Origin of the sequence: Marinobacter flavimaris (genome assembly GCF_045057155.1) — a bacterium.
Lineage (GTDB): Bacteria > Pseudomonadota > Gammaproteobacteria > Pseudomonadales > Oleiphilaceae > Marinobacter > Marinobacter manganoxydans.
The window spans coordinates 3,602,247-3,621,860 of record NZ_CP171359.1; the positions used below are offsets into that span (position 1 = coordinate 3,602,247).

Genomic DNA, 19,614 nt, shown 5'->3' on the forward strand with positions numbered 1-19,614 from the left:
AAATGTAAAAATTGCGGCCCTCGTCTGAGGGCCGCAATTAATCAACCGAATACAAAGAACGCCAGCTTGTTACCGTCCGGGTCTTTCACATAGGCGCCGTAGAACTGGTCCGGAATTCGCTGCCCGGGCTCGCCGTCGCAGGTGGCACCAAGTTCGATCGCTTTCTTGTACATGGCATCCACACCCTCTTTGGAACCCGCAGGAAGGGCGACCATATTGCCGTTGCCGGGATGGTTGGGCTCTTCGTTGAAGGGAACGCAAACGGCGATCATGGGCTCGCTCATGCGCTTGCCGATAAAGGCGATACGGCCCATGTCCAGAAGCAGCTTGGCCCCCTGGTCGCTCAACAATTCGGCATAGAATGCCTTTGCTCTTTCCATATCACTGACGCCAAGGGTGACGTATCCGATCATGCTTTTTCTCCATTCGGGTTGTTGTCGAACGCCAGAATACGCTGTTTTTTGGCTGTCAGCTCTTTTCAGCGCCGATTTCGCTGACGACGACCTGATTTCTGCCTGCCCGTTTTGCCTGGTAAAGCAACTGGTCGCATGCGGACAGCAGATCCCGCACACCGTTTATGCTTTGGTCCCAGCATACGACCCCGGCACTCAAGGTAACGTTGAAGGGAGTGTCATCTTCACTGAGAAAACTCTCTGTCTCCATACCGATACGCAGGGACTCGGCAACTTGGCGAGCATCACCTAAGGTGGTGTGAGGCATCAGAACGATAAACTCTTCGCCTCCCGTGCGCGCAACAATGTCGGTTTTGCGAGTCCGCGTTTCGATCAGATTGGCCACCGTGCGCAATACCTTATCGCCGGTGAGATGGCCCCAGGAATCGTTGACGCTTTTGAAGAAATCGATGTCCAGGGAAAGCAATGAGAACGGATGGTTATAGCGGGCGGATTGGTCAGCCAGTTCCTCGAGTTTTCTGAGCAGGTATCTCCGGTTATAGAGCCCTGTCAGTTCATCGGTAATCGTGAGGGCCTCCAGCTGGAATTCCAGGCGCTTCTGGTCGTCGATATCCGTAATAACGCCATGCCAGGTAGTACTACCGTCGGGATTTCGCTCTGGCTGGGAAACCCCTCGCAACCATTGGGTCTGGCCATCTTTGATGATGCGGTATTCACAAACCCATTCGCTTAGCGTCTTGCGGGAGAGTTCGATAGTCTCGTGAACTTTTGCGACATCCTCTGGGTGAATGGTTTCGAACATCCGTTCCGGGTTGGTCTGGGTTTCCGCGGCCGTTACGCCATAGAAATCCTTGGCCTTGCGGCTCATATAGGGGAAGTGAAAACTGCCATCTTTATTGAGAGTAAAGGTATATATGACCCCGGGGAGAGATTCGGCAAGCTGCTGCAGCTGGTGCTGGGAAACTTTCTCTTCCGTGACATCAAGATGCGTACCCATCAGCCAACGGCTTTCTGCCGTCTGGTCATTGTTGAACAGGGTTCCGCGGGTGTGGATGTAACGCCAGTCACCGTCCTTGTGAAGCATGCGAACCACGCACTCGAACTTGGTGGCCTCCCGGTTAAGGTAAGCATTGAGAGCCTCGTGCGCTGATTCGACATCGCTGGGATGACTGAGGCGCTCCCACGTCTCGAAGGATAGAGGTTCAAGCTCTTCCAGGGTATAGCCGAGCATACTGGCCCAGCGTTCGTTGAAGATAATTTCGCCGGTGTCCAGATTGTATTCCCAGGTACCCGCGCCAGTACCATCGAGAATGGCATTGAGCCTTGTTTCTGCAGACAGATGCATGTGATCCCTCACACGAAGGCCGCGATTTCGCGGCTAGTTCTGGCCCGAACGATAACGGGCCCAAGTGAAAGTGTTGGCCCATTCGAGCGCTTCTGCAAGTGGAAGCGGTGGGCTGTAACGATAACCCTGGCCAACATCGCAGCCAAGAGACAGTAGACGCTCCTCCTGTTCGGCCGTTTCTACCCCTTCTGCCACAGTACGCCTCTGAAAACTCTGGGACAGGCGCAAAATCGCTTCTACGATCATCGAGTTATCCTGGTTCCCGATCAGATCTCCCACGAAGGTTCGATCTATTTTCACTTCCTGGGCCGGCAAGGTCCGGAAATAGTTCAATGATGAGTAACCGGTGCCGAAATCGTCCAGGGAAATGCCCAGTCCGGCATTGCGGCAAACACTGAGGTTTTTCATGACCGTGGTGGTGTCGTCCAGGGCAGTGGTTTCAAGGATTTCTATGATCAGCCGGTCCCGCACCTCGTGAGGGCATTCGTTCATGGTGCCGGTGATGTCATCCGGGAAGTGTTCGCTCAGGAAGTGGGAGGGGCTCAGGTTGATGCTGACGGTATACGGCAACCCCAGGTTCATGAATTCGCAGATCACGCCGACTGCGCTTTCCATCACGAACAGGCCAACCTGTCTGGCGTATTCGGTGAATTCAAGGTGCTCCAGGAATCGGGCCGGCGACAGAAGCCCCTCCTCCGGGTGGTTCCAACGGATCAGTGCCTCAAAACCCTCTACCGATCCGATGCGGTAGTTGATCTTGGGTTGGTAGTAGAGCTCGAACTGCTTTTTCGCCAGTGCCTCGTCAACCTGCTCGAGAACGCGGACACGCTCTTTCCGGGTATAGTGGGAGGCGAGGTCAAACAGGCTGTAGCTGTCTTTGCCCGCATCTTTTGCCGCATACATCGCTTGGTCGGCATGCCGGAGCAGTGTATCCGGATCCTCGGCGTCGTCAGGATAAACGGTCACACCCATGCTGGCCGACAGTTTCATGACAGAATTCTGGTAACTGATCGGGCGGCGTACAACTTCCAGAATGCGGTTGTAGACCGTCGAATCCTCCACATCCCGGAGTATGGCGACAAATTCGTCTCCCCCGAGACGACCGATGGCGTCATGTTGCCTCACAGTTGCTTTCAGGCGTTCGGAGATGATTTTCAGGACTGCATCACCAACTGCGTGGCCATGTTGGTCGTTGATGCCTTTGAAGCCATCCAGATCGATAAAACAGAGGGCAACTGTGCCTTCTCGCAGGTTCGCCTCGTGCAGCTCCTGGGTGAAAATCTCAGTGAGTTTCCGGCGGTTGGGCAAATCGGTGAGGGCATCGTAGTTCGCCGCTTTTTCAAGGCGTTTCTGGTGTTGCTGCTTCTCATGGTGCAACCTTTTGCGCTCGATCAGGTTGCCGAGGGTTTGCAGCAAAGGCTCGAGCTCTTCGGCCAGTTTTACTTTGTATCCGCCGAGACGGTTCGCCAGCCCCACCAGTCCAACTTGTTGATCTCCGGAAAACACCGGAATACCGATATAGGCATCAATATCTGGGTGCCCCTGAGGGAGCCCGCCGCGGCGAGGGTCGGTCGCGACATCGCTGGAAATGACCACCTCCCCCGAGGTCATGGGAAGTGCAATCAGGGTGTCCAGGCGATCGAACACAAGCCCCCGTCGTTCGACCTGTTGATACAACGCCTGGGTTTTGGGGTTCCAGGCAATATTGGTGATCGCTCCGATTTTCAGATAAGGGGCGCCATTCTCTTTTGATAGGGTTTCGCCAATAAACCCGAACTGGCTGCCGGTGAGCGACAGGAGATCGTTGAGCATCTGCTCGAAGGCCGCATTCTGGTTGTCACTGGTCAGAAAGACATTCAAAGCTCGCTGGATCGATCGGTTCAGGTGAGACACTTCCACGAATTCATGGTTCTCGATCGACAGGTACGTTCGCTCGAGCTCGTCCTCGATCATCGTGGCAAGGTTTCGGAGGATGTCCAGATCCAGTTCCCCGAAATCACGGGGCTGATCGTCGATGATGCAAATGGTGCCAATTTTGAAACCGGTCGGCTCACGTACTGGCATGCCGGCATAGAAGCGGATGTTGGGATGTCCGGTAACCAGTGGGTTCTGTGAAAAGCGAGGGTCCTTTGTAGCGTCGCAGACGATAAACGCCTTGTCCTGCTGAATGGCATAATCACAGAAAGCAACAGGGCGGGGGGTCTCGCTGACATCAAGGCCCTGACGCGACTTGAACCATTGACGGTTGGCATCAAGCACCGAAAAAAGCGCCGTTTTTACACCATAGTACTGGCGGGCAATCCGGGTAAGCCTTTCAAAACGGTCTTCCGGGGGCGTATCGAGAATGCCCAAACGCTCAAGGGCGGTGAGCCGTCGTTTTTCCAGGGTACTGCTATCCATGGTCGTGACTCACTTTGCTAGGCCAGGTGGTTATTTTTTGAACAAAGTTCGGCGGCGTCCATCCTCCTGTCACTTGAAACGTACGACCAGCTCGTGCAAATCGTTCGCAATCTGCTCAATGTTTTTAACGCACTCGGTGGACTCTTCACCTTTGGACAGGTTGTTGGATGCCAGATCCGAGATTTTCTCCACTTGCTCGTTGATCTGATCCGACACCTGGGCCTGCTCCTCCACGGCAGCTGCCATCTGCATTGCCATTTCGGCAATGTTGGAGACGGATTCAGCAATGTCATTAAGGGTGCTCTCGGCCGAAAGCATTTTTTCCATGCCCTCGTCTGCCGAAAGCTTGCCCTCGTCGGCTTTCTGGTTGGCCTCCTCGGAGCGGGCAATCAGTTCGCTGACAATGCCATGGATTTCACTCGTTGAATTGCGGGTCCGGGATGCCAGGCCCCTTACCTCTTCGGCCACAACGGCGAATCCGCGTCCATGCTCGCCGGCCCTCGCCGCTTCAATGGCGGCATTCAGGGCCAGCAGGTTGGTCTGCTCTGCAATCTCTTCGATAATTTTTGCGGCTGAGGCTATCTGCTGAGTCTGCTGAGCCAACTCGCCAACGGAAGCGCTAATGCCATGAACGGAACCTTTGAGAGATTCAATGGCTTCCCGGGTCCCGCGCACAACGGAACGCCCCTCATTGGCAAACTCTTTTGCGCCATCCGCCCGCTCTGCCGTGGACTGGACGTTCGAGGAGACCTCCGCAATGGTATGGGACATCTCGTGTACGGCTGCCGCAACCTGTTCGGTTTCGGCCTGCTGCTGTTTGAGGGCCTCCTGAGCTTCGAAGCTGACTTCGCGACCTTTCACAGAATACAGTCGCATCTCATCGGCGGAGTCTTCAAGCCGGGTGAGTACCGCATCAAGGTGAGCTTGTTGGGCCTTTACTGCAACCTTGATACGCCCAAGTGGCAAATCGTCATCAGTGTAGCTTCTTGCGGCCAGATCATCTGTGAAGCTGTGTGCCAGTAGCCTGGTGACCGAGCCCATCAGCTGTTTTCGGGCCAGATGCATCCAGCCGGCATAGGCAATCACGCCCCCAGCCAGCACAAGCTCGGACAACATTTTCTGATCGGCAAGAAACAGTGCCCCTGTGACAATGAAAACAAGCGCCAAAAAGATGGTGGGGGGTTGGACGCGGCGCCAGAAAGGGGTTCCTGTTCTGCCCGCCCTCAGGGCTGCGTATAGCTTTTCTGCGCGCTCGACGTCCTTCCTGTCGGGACAGGATCTCACGGACTCGTAGCCGACTACCTTGCCGTTTTCGGTGACCGGGGTAACGTAGGCACTGACCCAGTAGAAATCGCCGTTCTTGCAACGGTTCTTTACCAGGCCCATCCAGGGCTGTCCGGCCTTAAGGTGTGCCCACATGTTCTCATAGGCGGCGGGTGGCATATCGGGATGCCGGACAATGTTGTGAGGCTGGCCAATCAGCTCGTCCCGGCTGAAACCACTTATCTCCACAAAGGCCGAATTACAGTGCCTAATCTTACCTTTGAGATCTGTGGAGGAAATAAGTTTCTGATTGGGTGAGAAGGTTTTTTCGTTGTCCGTAACCGGTAGGTTTCTGCGCATTATCAACCCTGACATTAGCGTAAAAGACTTATTACTAAGTCAGGGTAGGACAAATATTGCAATAACTCTATCGGTGGGAACGGTGAAGGGCCTCAGGAATTTCCCTAATGACAACGCCCGAGGCGCTACCCGCCAACGCGACACATGGCGCTGGCGGGCCGTTTGTTCGTGGGGCAGCCTCCATTGGTAAGCCTCTCCCAGGGGTTAACGCTTTGCGGGCCGGGCCAGCCACTCATGCCCCTTCAACATCCCGTGCCAATACAGCGTTGGCAGCTGCCTGGCCTTCAACCACCAGGCGGCTCGGGTCGCTTTGGTGCCATCGTTGATCCATTTCGGGAAGCTGGGCTGCAGTACTCCGCCATATCCGAACTCCGCCAGTACAATTTTGCCGTTTTCCACCGTCAGCGGGCAGGAGCCGTAGCCCAGATACGCGGCCTCAAGCGGCTGGTTTCGGAGCGTGGCCACCAGGTTCTCAGCCACCACTGGCGCCTGTTTACGCACTGCAGCGGCGGTTTTGGCGTTGCCGGTTCCGCTAACGTCCCCAAGCCCAAAGACATTGGTGTAGGTTTTATGGCGTAGGGTATCGTCCTCAAGATCCAGCCAGCCGCCTTCGTTGGCCAGGGCAGATTCACGAATCAGCTTTGGTGCCCGCTGGGGTGGGACGGCGTGCAGCATGTCAAAGCTGATCTCGCGCTCCTGGCTGTTGCCCTCGCTGTCGGTTGAGCGGAATACCGCTGTCTGTGCGGGCCCGTTTACGGCAACCAGTGTGCTCTGGAAATTCAGGTTGATGCCGTATTTTTCGATATAGGCTTCCAGGGCCGGGACGTAATCGGCCACACCGAACAGAACGGCGCCGGCGTTATGGAACTGGATATCCAGATTGTTCAGCACGCCGTGTTTGAGCCAGTAATCGGCAAACAGGTACATGGCTTTCTGGGGCGCGCCTGCACATTTGATCGGCATGGGAGGCTGACTGAAAAGCGCTCGGCCGTTCTTGAGATTCTGGACGAGGTCCCAGGTGTAGCTGGCCATGCCCTCGCGGTAATTGGACGTGACCCCATTGGAGCCCAACGCCTCCTCCAGGCCTTCGATGCCGCCCCAGTTCAGCTCCAGCCCTGGAGCGAGCACCAGGGCTTTGTATTCCATGGAAGAACCGTCACCCAGAGTAACCCGGTTGTTGTCCTGGTCGATGGCGCTTACCGGTTGCTGGTACCAGGAAACAAAAGCGGGCATGACTTCTGCCATAGGCTTGGAGGTGACTTCCGGCCGGAAAACCCCACCACCCACCATGGTCCAGCCGGGCTGGTAGTGGTGCCGGGTAGCCGGCTCGATAAGGGCGATGTCGATATTGCCATCCCGTTTGTGGATGCTTGATGCCACCGATATACCGGCCGCTCCGCCGCCCACGATTACGACGGTATGGGTTTTGACGCTGCCGGTGGTGGTTGTGTTGCTGGTCATGCCTCGAACCTCTTGTCTTTGTTTGCTGTGCGCGAGTGAGCTTGAGATATATTAAAGCCTACCAAACTTAATGTTCTATCGTTAGCATAAATGGAAATATACAAGGTTGGCCAGCTTCGGCACAGGCATAGCGTCGAAAGTGACTTTGTCACTGAAGGCTCGATTTTGCCCAGGTACATTGGTTTCAAAGTTTTTCGATCAACCCAAAAAGGAGCTTTTCCCATGATCAAGTCAATCAAAGCCATCGCCGCGGCTGCGGTTATTGCAGCCGTACCTTTCAGCGCTTATGCCGACAGTCATAAAGGGGGTGTTGAAGAAGTGCTGGTGATCCTGTCCAGCGATTCGCTGCAGACACAGGGCATGGCGATGGTGCTTTCGAACACCATGGCCCAGCAGGGCGCCAAGGTAAACGTGCTGCTGTGCGACAAAGCCGGTGACCTGGCACTTAAGTCCTACGAAGCGCCCGCGCTCAAACCCAAAGATGTGACTCCGGGGCAGATGCTGCGCGGTCTGTTGAAAAACGGTGGTGAGGCGAAGGTCTGTGCGCTGTATCTTCCGAACAGCGACTACGGCGAGGACGATCTGATTGACGGCGTGGGCGTTGCCATGCCGCCGGAAATGGCCGGCCAGATGCTCAACCCGAAGATGCGTACGTTCACTTTCTGAGTTTGCAAGCCCGGTGTCCAGTGACCCCGGGCGTTTATATCTGACTCAAGGACGATAGATCTTATCGGCGTTCAGCGTCATGGACCATGGCAGGCCGTCATTCTGCCAGCCATTTACAATTCTCATGCCTTTCTTCTTGCCTTCTTTGGCGCCACTTCCCTGGAAGCCGTGGTCAATGTACTTCACATTGGTGAAACCGCGCTCCAGCAGGTATTCGGCGCTCGGCTTGCCGCGACTGGACCCGGAACGGCACATGGTGATGACCAGGTCATCCCTGGTAAGGCCTTTTTCCTTCAGGGCCTTTTCTACCTGTGAAGCGAACTCCGGATTGGTGTTCATGGCAAACCGACCCTTGTCATCAAGGAAAGTCGAGCGATCGGCGAGTTTGAACGGGATATTCTTGTCGACCACATCGGTGAAGCCGATAAACATGATTTCAACCGGATCCCGGACATCCACAAACAGGAGTTGGTCTCCCTGCTCCTGAACCATGTCATAGGTTTGCTGTGGGGTGAGGGAAAGTGCCTCTTCCGCCTGGGCGCTGAAGGCAATGGCGATAGTGGCGAGCAGGGCTGTCAGTATATGCTTCATGATGGTTTCCTCCTGCATTGAGGAGGCCCGCCGAACGACGGGCCCCTTATCTATCCGCGAGTCGGATTAAAGCTTGGTGGTGCGGAGATACGGACGGATTTCATTCCAGCCCTGCGGGAACAGACCCTTGGCTTCCTCGTTGGAAATGGAGGGCGGAATGATCACGTCGTCTCCTTTGCGCCAGTCGGCCGGCAGGGCAACCTTGTTGGCATCACCGGTTTGCAGGGCATCGATGACCCGGAGGATCTCGTCGAAGTTACGGCCGACCGCCATTGGGTAGGTCATGGTCAGGCGGATCTTCTTGTCTGGGTCGATGATGAACACGCTGCGTACGGCTGCGGTTTCGCTCTCACCGGCGTGGATCATTTCGTACAGCTCGGCCACTTTGTGGTCAGCGTCGGCAACGATCGGGAACTGGAGGTCGCAGTTCTGGGTGTCGTTGACGTCTTCAATCCACTTTACGTGCTCTTCCACGGTATCGGTGGAAAGACCCAGGGGCTTCACGTTGCGGGCCTCGAATTCTTTCGCCAGCTGCGCGGTGCGGCCCATTTCAGTGGTGCACACCGGCGTGAAGTCGGCCGGGTGGCTGAAGAAGAATACCCAGGAATCACCTGCCCAGTCGTGGAAGTTGATCTGGCCGGCGGTGCTGTCGATGGTGAAGTTCGGGGCGGTAGAGCCAAGCAATAAACTCATGATGAATCTCCTGTCGGGTTTTGCTGGTGGAGGCGGGTCGCCTCTTGATGTCGGAATAACAATAACCCGTCAGGAGGCTCTTAGCCAATAAAGTTATATCTATAGAACAAATAGGCTTAACGAATTGAGGACGGGCCTTTCTCAGTAGATCGCTCTACCGTGACGTTTCTTCTCTGTCCTGATAAAGCGATTACTCTGTGGCATGCTTCAGATTGTGCCCATAGTCGCAGGCCCCTTTGAAAATGATCGAAAGCCGAACTTTCGCCCCTCTCGCACTCCTACTGCTCACAGGTCTGCTGGCAGGTTGTGCGTTGCCATCCCTGAAAGACCGCTCACAGTCTGTTGCATTCGTTCAGGCGCAGACGGCAGATACGCGCCTTGGCAGCGCAGTTGGCAGAGAGATTGAAACCCACCCCGATCTCAGTGGTATTACAACGCTGGAGCATCCACTGGACGCTTTCGTTGCCCGCGCTTTGCTCGCAGAGGCCAGCGAGAGATCCCTGGATGTCCAGTACTACATCTGGCGGGACGATATTACCGGCAAGCTGCTTCTGTACTCGCTATATCGCGCGGCCGAACGTGGCGTTCGGGTTCGGTTGCTCCTGGATGACAACGGCATCGCCGGCCTGGACGATCTCCTGGCGGCGTTAAATCATCACGACAACGTCGAGGTTCGGCTGTTCAATCCGTTTGTGATCCGTAGTTCCCGGACTTTGGGTTTTCTGACGGACTTTGGTCGCCTGAACCGCCGGATGCACAACAAGTCATTCACGGCTGACAACCAGGCCACCATCATTGGCGGCCGCAACATTGCCGATGAGTATTTCGGTGTAGGTGACGGTGCCCTTTTCGCGGATCTGGACGTTCTGGCGATCGGGCCTGTCGTGGATCGTGTTTCCAGGGATTTTGATCGCTACTGGGCGAGTCAGTCCGCGTATCCGGCGGATCGGTTGCTATCAGGGGCCGATGAGGAGGATCTGGATGCTATGGCAGCAAGTCTTGCTTCCGTCGAACAGGATGCTGAAGCCCGGCGCTTCGTGGCTGCTTTGCAGAATTCGGATTTTCTCAGGGAATTGCTGGACCGGGAGGTCTCTTTTGTCTGGGCGCCGGTAGAGATGGTGAGCGATGATCCTGCCAAGGCCCAGGGGCTCGAAGGAGAGCAGAGTCGATTGAGCCAACAGTTGGCCCTGGCGTTGGGTGAACCTGAAAAGACAGTGACCCTGGTTTCGCCCTACTTCGTTCCCGGTAATCGTGGCGTCGAGCTGTTTCGCGAGCTTGAAAGCGCCGGTGTGCAGGTGCGGATTCTCACCAACTCCCTGGAAGCCAACGACGTCGCCCTGGTGCATTCAGGCTATGCGAAATACCGGGAGGCCCTATTAGAGGCGGGCGTTGAGTTGTTCGAGCTGCGCAAATTCAGGTCTGAGGATGAAGACAGCAAGTCGAGCCCTCGCGGCATTGCCGGCAGCTCGGCCGCCAGCCTTCACGCCAAAACCTTCGCCGTAGATGGTCAGTCGCTTTTCGTTGGTTCCTTCAATTTCGACCCCCGTTCAGCGAATCTGAACACCGAGCTGGGTTTTCTGATCAAGAGCCCGGAGCTGGCGACCGCACTTGAATCCGCCTTTCCCGAGAAAGTCAGACTTGCGGCTTATGAGGTTATGCTGGATGAAGACGGCAATCTCCGATGGCTGGAGTTCACGGGTGCAGAAACGATCGAGCACCACCATGACCCGAATACCGGCCCTTTCAAACGGGCATTGGTGTATCTGTTCTCTTTGTTGCCTGTGGAGCCGTTGCTTTAGTTACGTAATCAGCGCTGTGATTGACGGCCTCGACGATAAGTCGATTTTTTGATGCGTACCGCTAGGGGGGAAAAACGGGAAGGGAATAAACGGGAAAATGGTCGGCGTGGCAGGATTCGAACCTGCGACCCCTTCGTCCCGAACGAAGTGCGCTACCAAGCTGCGCCACACGCCGATCAACGGCCGGTATTATACGGATTCGCTTTGGTTTTACCAGCCCTCGGCGGATAAAAGGGCATCCGTAAATTTGCTCAGATTATCGTAGATACTGACATCGGCGCCGGGTATAGGCCGGGCCTCCAGATGGCGTTCGGTGTCCAGGCCGTTGCCAGTTCGCACGAGTACCGGACGGCACCCTTCGGCGTGGCCGGCTTCCAGGTCCTTGCGGCTGTCTCCCACCATGATGACCCCTTCAAGACTGGCGAGATGAAAATGCTCGCGGATCTGCTCCAGCAGGCCGGTGAGTGGCTTGCGGCAGCAGCACTGGTCGTCGGGGTGGTGGGGGCAGTAGGCAATGAAGTCGATGCAGCCACCCTGGGCTTCCACCAGCTGCTCGAGCTTCTCGTGCATGGCATCCAGCTCATCGGTGTCGTAGTAGCCGCGGCCGATGCCTGACTGGTTAGTGGCGATGGCAATGCGATGGCCGGCAATACAGAGCCGGGCCACCGCCTCAACGCTGCCGGGAATGGGGTGCCATTCATCCGCCGAGCAGATGTAGTTGCCATCGTACTCGTTGATGACCCCGTCCCGGTCGAGAATGATCAACATCGCTGTGCGCGTGCCCCTTGGTCCGGTCTCAGCCTGCTGTGGGCAGCAGGGAGATATCCGCAACGCGCAGGAACAGGTTGCGCAGGCGGTTCAGCAACGCCAGCCGGTTGTTCCTTACCGCCTCGTCGTCGGCCATGACCATCACTTCATCAAAGAAGTTGTCCACCGGTGCACGCAGGCTGGCCAGTGAGCTCAGGGCACTGGCGTAGTCGCCGTTCTCGAACAGCGGCAGAACTTTCGCGGCCTGTTGGTCGACCTGCTCGGCGAGGGCCTTTTCGGCGCTGTCCTGCAGCAGGCTGGCGTCGACCGTTTCGCCGATGCTGTCGCCACCCTGTTTGGTCAGGATGTTAGAAACCCGCTTATTGGCGCCGGCCAGGGCCTGCGCTTCGGGCAGCTGCCGGAAGGCTTCCACCGCTTTTACCCGGCGGTCGAAATCCAGCGGGCGGGTCGGACGGCGGGCGTGAACGGCCAGGTAGACCTCGGCGCCAATGCCCTGCTCGTCGTAGTGGGCACGGAAGCGCTCCAGCATATAGTCCACCACGGTGCTGGCGGTGTTCTGCTCGGTCAGCAAGGTGAAGTTCTCTTCGGCCCACTCGCAGCAGGTTTGCAGGTCCAGCGGCAGTTCGCGCTCGATGATAATGCGCAGCACCCCGAGGGAGGCCCGGCGCAGGGCGAACGGGTCCCGTGTGCCGGATGGCGGCTGGTTGATGCCGAACAGGCCCACCAGGGAGTCCAGACGGTCCGCGATGGCGATGGCACAGCCGGTCAGGGTTGTTGGCAAATCGTCGCCAGCGAAACGGGGCATGTACTGTTCGTTCAGTGCCTTGGCCACGTCTTCCGGTTCGCCGTCATTGGCGGCGTAGTATTGGCCCATGATGCCCTGCAGGTCGGTGAACTCCAGGACCATTTCGGTGACCAGGTCGGTCTTCGCCAGCATGGCGGCGCGCTCGGCGAGGGCCGGATCACTGCCGATGGCGTCGGCGATTTTCTTGGCCAGTGCGGCAACGCGCACAGACTTGTCGTAGATACTGCCCAGTTTTTCCTGGAACACGATGGGCTTGAGGGCGTCGATGCGATCCTCGAGTTTGGTCTTCCGGTCGGTCTCGTAGAAGAACGCGGCATCGGAGAGCCGGGGCCGGATCACTTTCTCGTTACCGGAAACAACCTGTGACGGGTCCTTGCTTTCGATGTTTGCCACGGTGATGAACAGCGGCAGCATTTCCCCGTCGGCGGCCACCACGTGGAAGTACTTCTGGTGTTCCTTCATAGAGGAAATCAGGGCCTCCGCTGGAACCTCGAGGAACCGTTCCTCGAATCGGCCCATCAACGGCACTGGCCACTCGTTGAGCGCGGTGACTTCGTCCAGCAGGTCCTCATCGATGACGGCCTTGCCACCGGCTTCCTTCTCGGCCAGCTCGGTGACGCCGGCGCGAATCTGTTCCCGGCGCTCGGCGAAATCGGCAATCACATAGCCTTCCTGCTTGAGGACGACTTCGTAATCACCCGGCGTAGGTACGATCAGGGATTTCGGGCAATGGAAGCGGTGACCGCGGGTCTTGTTGCCCGGAGTCAGGCCCATGATGGGCGCCTCGATCACCTTGTTGCCGAACAACATTACTACCCAGTGGACCGGACGCACGAACTCGGTACGGTGGCCACCCCAGCGCATGCGCTTGGGAATCGGCAGGCCGGCCAGGGATTGCTCCACCAGTTCCGGCATCAGCTCTACGGTGGGCTTGCCCTGCTCGACCGTGCGGTAGACCACCCAGGCACCCTTGTCGGTTTCCAGGGTGTCGAGCTGGTCCGGGGTTACGCCCAGAGAGGTGGCAAAGCCGGTCAGCGCGCGGGTCGGATTGCCAGCGTCGTCGAATGCCGCCTTGACGGCAGGGCCACGTTTTTCAACCGACTTGTCCGGCTGGGAGTCAGCCAGATCCCGGATCCGCACGGCCAGGCGGCGCGGAGCGGCAAAGGCTTCAACCTTGCCAAATTCGATGCCCGCTTCTTCCAGGCCCCGGGCAATGCCCTGGGTGAAGGCGTCAGACAGCGGCTTGAGGGCCTTGGGGGGCAGTTCTTCGGTGCCCAGTTCGACCAGAAAATCCTGTGTTGCCATGGTTATGCGTTCCCCTGTTCCTGCTGTGCCTTCTTCGCTTTCTTGCCTTTCTTGCTTTTCGCCTTGTCGTCGGCGGCCTCAGCGGCGGCAAGGACTTCCTTGCGCAACGCCTCGGGGGCGAGCGGGAAGCCAAGCGAGCGACGGCTGTCGAAGTACGCCTGGGCGACGGCACGAGCCAGGGTGCGAACCCTCAGGATGAAGCGCTGACGCTCGGTAACCGAGATGGCGTGGCGGGCGTCCAGCAGGTTAAAAGTATGGGAGGCCTTGAGAACCTGTTCATAGGCTGGCAGGGCCAGGCCGGCTTCGATCAGCCGTGCGCTCTCCCGCTCGTGAACATCAAAGCTATGAAACAGGAACTCGGTGTCAGCGTGCTCGAAGTTGTAGGTGGACATCTCCACTTCCTGCTGGTGGAACACGTCACCGTAGGTGACCACACCGTCCGGGCCCTCGGTCCAGACCAGGTCGTACACGCTGTCGACGCCCTGCAGGTACATGGCGATCCGCTCAAGCCCGTAGGTCAGTTCGCCGGTCACCGGGAAGCATTCCAGGCCGCCAACCTGCTGGAAGTAGGTGAACTGAGTCACTTCCATGCCGTTCAGCCAGATTTCCCAGCCCAGACCCCAGGCGCCCAGCGTCGGGGACTCCCAGTTGTCTTCTACAAACCGGATGTCGTGAACGAGCGGGTCCAGACCCAGCGCCCGCAGGGAATCCAGGTACAGTTCCTGGATGTTGTCCGGTGATGGCTTCAGAACCACCTGGAACTGGTAGTAATGCTGCAGGCGGTTCGGGTTCTCACCGTAACGGCCGTCGGTAGGACGGCGGCTGGGCTGAACGTAGGCGGCGTTCCAGGTTTCCGGCCCGATGGCACGCAGGAAGGTGGCCGGGTGGAACGTGCCGGCACCCACTTCCATGTCCAGTGGCTGGAGGACCACGCAGCCATGCTGCGCCCAGAAATTCTGCAGAGCCAGGATAAGGCCCTGGAAGGTCCCGATATCCGGAGTTGTCTGTTTCGTTGCCTTGTCTGTCACGACGGTTGCCTGCTGATCAGTCTGTGTGTGGCGCCCCGGTTGTCCTTCGGGGCGCTCCGAAAAAAGAAAGGCGCATTATACGCGTGCTGGCTGTGTATTTCTAAGTCAGAAGAAGGTAAGACCCACCTGGAACAGTTTTTCCACATCCCGGATGCGGGTTTTGTCCACCAGGAACAGGATTACGTGGTCGTCCGGTTGGATCCGGAGATGATCGTGGGCGATCAGAACTTCATTGCGGCGCACGATGGCGCCGATGGTGGTGCCTTCTGGCAGGTTGATTTCATCAAGCCGTTTACCGACCACTTTTGAAGACCGGTGATCCCCATGGGCAATGGCTTCGATTGCCTCTGCCGCGCCCCTGCGCAGTGAGTGAACGTTCACAACATCGCCCCGGCGAACGTGGGTCAGAAGGCTGCCAATGGTGGTCTGTTGGGGCGAGATGGCCACATCGATGTCGCCGCCCTGAATCAGGTCCACGTAGTCCGGATTGTTGATCAGGGTCAGGACCTTGCGAGCGCCCAGGCGCTTGGCCAGAAGCGAAGCCATGATGTTGGCTTCATCGTCGTTGGTCACTGCGCAGAACACATCGGTACTCTCGATGTTCTCTTCCAGCAGGATATCCTTGTTGGCGGCGTTGCCCTCCAGCACCACGGTCTTGCGCAGGTTCTCCGAGAGCATGACACAGCGCTCGTGGTCCCGCTCCAGCAGTTTGACCTGGTACCGGTTCTCGAGGGTATGGGCAAGCCGCTGACCGATATTGCCGCCCCCGCAGATGAAGATGCGCTTGTAGGGTTTGACCAGGGGTTGGAGTTCGCTCATCACCGACTTGATGTGGTCACCGGCGGCAATGAAGAACACCTCGTCCCCGTCTTCAATCACCGTGTTGCCCTCGGGCATGATCGCCCGGTCTTTGCGGAAGATGGCCGCCACCCGGGTATCGATCTTGGGCATGTGGGTGCGCAGGTAAGACAGCTCATGGCCCACCAGCGGGCCACCCTTGGTGGCACGGATGGCCACAAGGCGGGTCAGGCCCTTGGAAAACTCCAGTACCTGGAGGGCGCCGGGGTTCTCGATCAACCGGGTGATGTGTTTGGTCACCAGGTGTTCGGGGCTGATCAGAACATCAATGGGAAAACCCCGCAGGCTGTCGAGGTCCTTGGTCTGGTCGCGCTGGTAGAAAAGTTCGGATTTCGCCAGATAGGCGTTGGCTCGTACCCGGCATATGGTGGTCGGGGTCTTGTACAGCAGTTTGGCCACCTGGCAGGCGACCATATTTGTCTCGTCACTGTTGGTGACGGCAATCAGCATGTCGGCGTCTTCGGCCCCGGCCTGTCGCAGTGCCGTGGGATAGGACGCCGCGCCCTGAACGGTGCGGATGTCGAGCCGGTCCTGCAATTCGCGCAATCGGGCACCATCGCTGTCGATAATGGTGATGTCGTTGGCTTCGTTGGCTAGGTTTTCGGCAAGGGTACCGCCGACCTGGCCGGCACCGAGAATCAGGATTTTCATGGTTCGGGTTTCTCCAGCACGGCGTAGAAGAAGCCGTCATGGCTGTCCGGATCCGGGAGCAGTTGCCGCCCCGCACCCATATCGCGTCCCCATTGAGCTTCCGGCTCAACGAGAATGGCATCGGTCTGCTGCTTGCAAAACCGCTGAATTATACGGTGGTTTTCCTGCGGGAACACCGAGCAGGTGGCATACACCAGCCGGCCTCCGGGTTTCAGGATAGCCCACATTGCGTCCAGCAACCCGAGCTGTATGGCCGCCAGGGGGGTAATGTCCGATTCACGGCGCAATAACTTGATATCAGGGTGGCGGCGAATCACGCCGCTGGCGCTGCAGGGCACGTCCAGAAGAATGCGATCGAATGCCTCGCCGTCCCACCATTGTTCGGTCGCAGCCGCATCCGCCTGTTTCAGGGTGGCGTTGAGGTCAAGTCGATCCAGATTCTCCTGAACCCTGGGCAGGCGATCAGCGGATTCGTCGATGGCGACCACTTCCGCCAGCTCGCCACAGCTCTCCAGAATCGCACAGGTTTTGCCGCCGGGAGCGGCACAGGCATCCAGAACCCTCTGGCCAGGCGCCAGGTCCATCAGGGTGGTACACAATTGTGCGGCCTCATCCTGCACGCTGACAGCGCCATCGGCGAACCAGGGCAGCCGATCGACAGGAACCGGAGTGGCCAGTTGAATGCCGTGGGGTGCGAAGCGCGTTGCCTTTGCTTCGATGCCGGCCTCAGCCAGCAGGCCAAGATACTCATCCCGGGCAAAACGGAGGGCATTTACCCGCAGGGTCATGGGGGCCTGGGCATTGTTGGCGTCGAGAATGTGCTGCCAGTCTTCCGGCCAGTTGTGGCGGAGCTTTTCCACCATCCACACCGGGTGGCTGAACCTGCCGGCATCGTCTGCCGGTTCTTGTGCGCCTTCCCGCTCCGCGGCCCTGAGGACACCATTCACCAGCCCGGTCAGATGGGGTTTGTCCAGGGCGCGACAGGCTTCAACGGTTTCATTGAGAACGGCGTAATTGGCCTGTTGGCTGAAGCGCAACTGGAACAGGGCAACCAGCATCAGGTGATGGATGATGCGGTCGGGCTTGCGCAGAGGTTTTTTCAGCCGGCTGTTGAGCTCGCCGTCCAGGCGGTAAAACCAGCGGCAGGTGCCGTAACAGAGCGCCTGGAGAACCGGACGTTCATTGGCGGGCAGGCGGTTCAGTGCGGGCGGCAGGCACTGGGACAGGGACTGGCCATTCTCCACGGAAAGCATCACACCCGCGGCGATGGCGCGCATGGGGTGTTGTCGGTCGCCCATCTCAGCGCAGCTCCTGGCCGGGCATGAGCAGCTCCTTGCCGCCATTGATCAGGTCGTTCACGCTTTGGGCGCGGGAGCCCGGCAGCTGGAGACGGGTGATGCGCAGGGTGCCGTTGCCGCAGGCAATGTCGATCCCGTCCCGGTCCCGTTGTACTACGGTGCCGGGGAAAGCGTCGCTGGCGGTAACCAGGGCCTGGGCTTCGTGAATCCGGATGCGTTGGTCACCCAGATCGGTGTAGGTTCCGGGCCAGGGGTTAAAGGCGCGAACCAGCCGTTCAATCGCTATGGCATCTGCGGCCCAGTCAATATGGCCTTCAGTCTTGCTCAGTTTGCTGGCGTAGCAGGCCAGCTGGTCGTTCTGGAATTCCCCGGTGAGTTCGCCCTTCTGAAGAAGCTCCAGGGCCTTGATGATGGCCTGGCCTCCGAGTTCAGCCAGGCGGTCATGGAGACTGCCGCCGGTGTCGTTGTCCTCGATGGTGGTCAGGGATTTCAACAGCATGGCGCCGGTATCCAGGCCCTCGTCCATCTGCATGATGGTGATGCCGGTTTCCGCATCGCCTGCCGCTATGGCCCGCTGAATAGGTGCGGCGCCGCGCCAGCGCGGCAGCAGCGAGGCGTGGATGTTCAGGCAGCCGTGGGTTGGAATGTCCAGGACCGCCTTCGGCAGGATCAGACCGTAGGCCGCGACAATCATCACGTCCGGATTCAGATCGGCCAATTGTTTCTGGGCGTCGGGCGTTTTCAGTGTTTCGGGCTGGAAGACCGGGATCCCGTGGTCCAGCGCCACCTGCTTGACCGGGCTGGGCTGCAGCTTCCGGCCACGGCCGGCGGGACGATCCGGCTGGGAGTAAACGCCAACAATGGTGTGGCCGGCTGCAATCAGGGCGCGGAGCGCGGTTGCCGCAAAATCCGGTGTACCAGCAAAAACAAGTCGCACGGTGTAGTGATCTCTGTTCCGTTGTATACGAAAAGACCGGGTCATGACCCGGTCCGGAATAGTGTCTGGTTTTGGGCTAGGCCAAAGCCTGATCAGGCACTTTTCTTGTGCTGCTTCTCCAGCTTTTTGCGAATGCGGTTGCGCTTGAGAGAGCTCAGGTAGTCAACGAACAATCTGCCGTTCAGGTGATCCATCTCATGCTGGATACAGACAGCCAACAGGCCTTTCGCTTCCAGTTCAAACGGTTTGCCGTCCCGGTCCATTGCACGGATCATGCAGTGTTCGATCCGCTCAACGTCTTCGTAGAAACCGGGCACAGACAGGCAACCTTCCTGCATGGCTTCTCGTTCGCCGTCCAGCACTTCCACCTCGGGATTGATGAACACCCGCGGCTCGCTCTTGTCCTCGGACAGATCCATAACGATGATCTGTTTGTGCACATTCACCTGGGTGGCCGCAAGGCCAATGCCGGGCGCATCGTACATGGTCTCGAACATGTCGTCGATCAGCTTGCGGTCGGCGTCTGTCACCTCTTCTACCGGTTTGGCAATGGTGCGTAGACGGGGATCCGGGTATTCGAGAATCTCTAGTATCATAGGTCGGTCTTTTAGCCTGTATGTCGGGATGCCCGCGGTATTGTGCCGGCATGCCTTTTGACTTTGCTGCTCTTTGTAACAGTGTGAAACTGATCTCCGAAATGCGACAGCGTACTGCGCAAATTTTCACCTTGCCTCTACTATTATCGGGGCAAGGCCCCAGCTTTCAACGGCTGGAGGGGTTCTCAAGCTTTATAAGACTATTATCCAACAATTCGTCGATTGAGTACAAACTGATCAGTTAATAGTTAAAATCTTTCAACGACGGGATAGAATTTACTGGAAGAACAAAAGATAACATCACAATTTGCGAGACTTCTTCTATAGTAACTGGAATAACAACGTAATAAGCTGCAGGTAACTGACTGCATCCCAAC

At 57.8% G+C, this 19,614-nt stretch carries 16 protein-coding genes and 1 tRNA gene; 2 read left to right on the top strand and 15 right to left on the bottom strand.

Features of this window, described 5'->3' with window-relative positions; all coding sequences use genetic code 11:
• Positions 1-41: 41 nt before the first annotated feature.
• The 5 genes from ACGK9W_RS16820 to ACGK9W_RS16840 all read right to left on the bottom strand — a co-directional run bounded on the left by ACGK9W_RS16820 (position 42) and on the right by ACGK9W_RS16840 (position 7,242).
• Positions 42-413, bottom strand: coding sequence for a VOC family protein (locus ACGK9W_RS16820; protein WP_104270983.1), 372 nt, complete (start codon positions 411-413; stop codon positions 42-44).
• 55 nt (positions 414-468) lie between these two features.
• On the bottom strand, positions 469-1,758 hold the full coding sequence (locus ACGK9W_RS16825; protein ID WP_288365716.1) for a sensor domain-containing diguanylate cyclase: 1,290 nt from the start codon (positions 1,756-1,758) through the stop codon (positions 469-471).
• Between the two features lie 33 nt (positions 1,759-1,791).
• Positions 1,792-4,158: an EAL domain-containing protein gene (locus ACGK9W_RS16830; RefSeq protein WP_405417744.1), complete on the bottom strand. Its 2,367-nt coding sequence runs from the start codon at positions 4,156-4,158 to the stop codon at positions 1,792-1,794.
• A 69-nt stretch (positions 4,159-4,227) separates the two neighbouring features.
• The gene (locus tag ACGK9W_RS16835) at positions 4,228-5,781 is read right to left on the bottom strand and encodes a PAS domain-containing methyl-accepting chemotaxis protein (protein ID WP_273157780.1); all 1,554 of its coding nucleotides are present in this window, start codon (positions 5,779-5,781) and stop codon (positions 4,228-4,230) included.
• A 204-nt stretch (positions 5,782-5,985) separates the two neighbouring features.
• Complete coding sequence (locus ACGK9W_RS16840) at positions 5,986-7,242, bottom strand: FAD-dependent oxidoreductase (protein WP_405417747.1); 1,257 nt, start codon at positions 7,240-7,242, stop codon at positions 5,986-5,988.
• A 222-nt stretch (positions 7,243-7,464) separates the two neighbouring features.
• Between ACGK9W_RS16840 and ACGK9W_RS16845 the strand changes: the two genes are divergently transcribed.
• Complete coding sequence (locus tag ACGK9W_RS16845) at positions 7,465-7,908, top strand: hypothetical protein (RefSeq protein ID WP_288365714.1); 444 nt, start codon at positions 7,465-7,467, stop codon at positions 7,906-7,908.
• 45 nt (positions 7,909-7,953) lie between these two features.
• Here the strand turns inward: ACGK9W_RS16845 and ACGK9W_RS16850 are convergent, their stop codons facing one another.
• Entirely contained in the window at positions 7,954-8,499 is a 546-nt protein-coding gene (locus ACGK9W_RS16850) for a rhodanese-like domain-containing protein (RefSeq protein ID WP_273157777.1), read from the bottom strand.
• 66 nt (positions 8,500-8,565) lie between these two features.
• Positions 8,566-9,192: a peroxiredoxin gene (locus ACGK9W_RS16855; protein ID WP_008176637.1), complete on the bottom strand. Its 627-nt coding sequence runs from the start codon at positions 9,190-9,192 to the stop codon at positions 8,566-8,568.
• A gap of 242 nt (positions 9,193-9,434) precedes the next feature.
• Here ACGK9W_RS16855 and ACGK9W_RS16860 point away from each other — a divergent pair, with 242 nt between their 5' ends.
• Entirely contained in the window at positions 9,435-10,991 is a 1,557-nt protein-coding gene (locus ACGK9W_RS16860) for a phospholipase D family protein (RefSeq protein WP_405417752.1), read from the top strand.
• A 98-nt stretch (positions 10,992-11,089) separates the two neighbouring features.
• Here ACGK9W_RS16860 and ACGK9W_RS16865 read toward each other — a convergent pair.
• The 8 genes from ACGK9W_RS16865 to def form a co-directional block, all read right to left on the bottom strand.
• Positions 11,090-11,166: transfer RNA gene (locus ACGK9W_RS16865), tRNA-Pro, on the bottom strand.
• A gap of 35 nt (positions 11,167-11,201) precedes the next feature.
• Complete coding sequence (gmhB, locus tag ACGK9W_RS16870; protein ID WP_338355825.1) at positions 11,202-11,759, bottom strand: D-glycero-beta-D-manno-heptose 1,7-bisphosphate 7-phosphatase; 558 nt, start codon at positions 11,757-11,759, stop codon at positions 11,202-11,204.
• A gap of 28 nt (positions 11,760-11,787) precedes the next feature.
• The gene (gene glyS, locus ACGK9W_RS16875; RefSeq protein WP_405417756.1) at positions 11,788-13,869 is read right to left on the bottom strand and encodes a glycine--tRNA ligase subunit beta; all 2,082 of its coding nucleotides are present in this window, start codon (positions 13,867-13,869) and stop codon (positions 11,788-11,790) included.
• 2 nt (positions 13,870-13,871) lie between these two features.
• Positions 13,872-14,897 carry a glycine--tRNA ligase subunit alpha gene (gene glyQ / locus ACGK9W_RS16880; RefSeq protein WP_041645858.1) on the bottom strand — a complete coding sequence of 342 codons (1,026 nt, stop codon included), beginning with the start codon at positions 14,895-14,897 and terminating at the stop codon, positions 13,872-13,874.
• Positions 14,898-15,002: 105 nt separating this feature from the next.
• Positions 15,003-16,406, bottom strand: coding sequence for a Trk system potassium transporter TrkA (gene trkA, locus ACGK9W_RS16885; RefSeq protein ID WP_008176663.1), 1,404 nt, complete (start codon positions 16,404-16,406; stop codon positions 15,003-15,005).
• The gene (rsmB, locus tag ACGK9W_RS16890; RefSeq protein ID WP_405417760.1) at positions 16,403-17,704 is read right to left on the bottom strand and encodes a 16S rRNA (cytosine(967)-C(5))-methyltransferase RsmB; all 1,302 of its coding nucleotides are present in this window, start codon (positions 17,702-17,704) and stop codon (positions 16,403-16,405) included. Before rsmB ends, trkA begins: the two co-directional genes overlap by 4 nt.
• 1 nt (position 17,705) lies before the next feature.
• Entirely contained in the window at positions 17,706-18,641 is a 936-nt protein-coding gene (fmt, locus tag ACGK9W_RS16895) for a methionyl-tRNA formyltransferase (RefSeq protein ID WP_273069643.1), read from the bottom strand.
• A gap of 92 nt (positions 18,642-18,733) precedes the next feature.
• Complete coding sequence (gene def, locus ACGK9W_RS16900) at positions 18,734-19,237, bottom strand: peptide deformylase (protein ID WP_008176668.1); 504 nt, start codon at positions 19,235-19,237, stop codon at positions 18,734-18,736.
• Positions 19,238-19,614 lie beyond the last annotated feature (377 nt).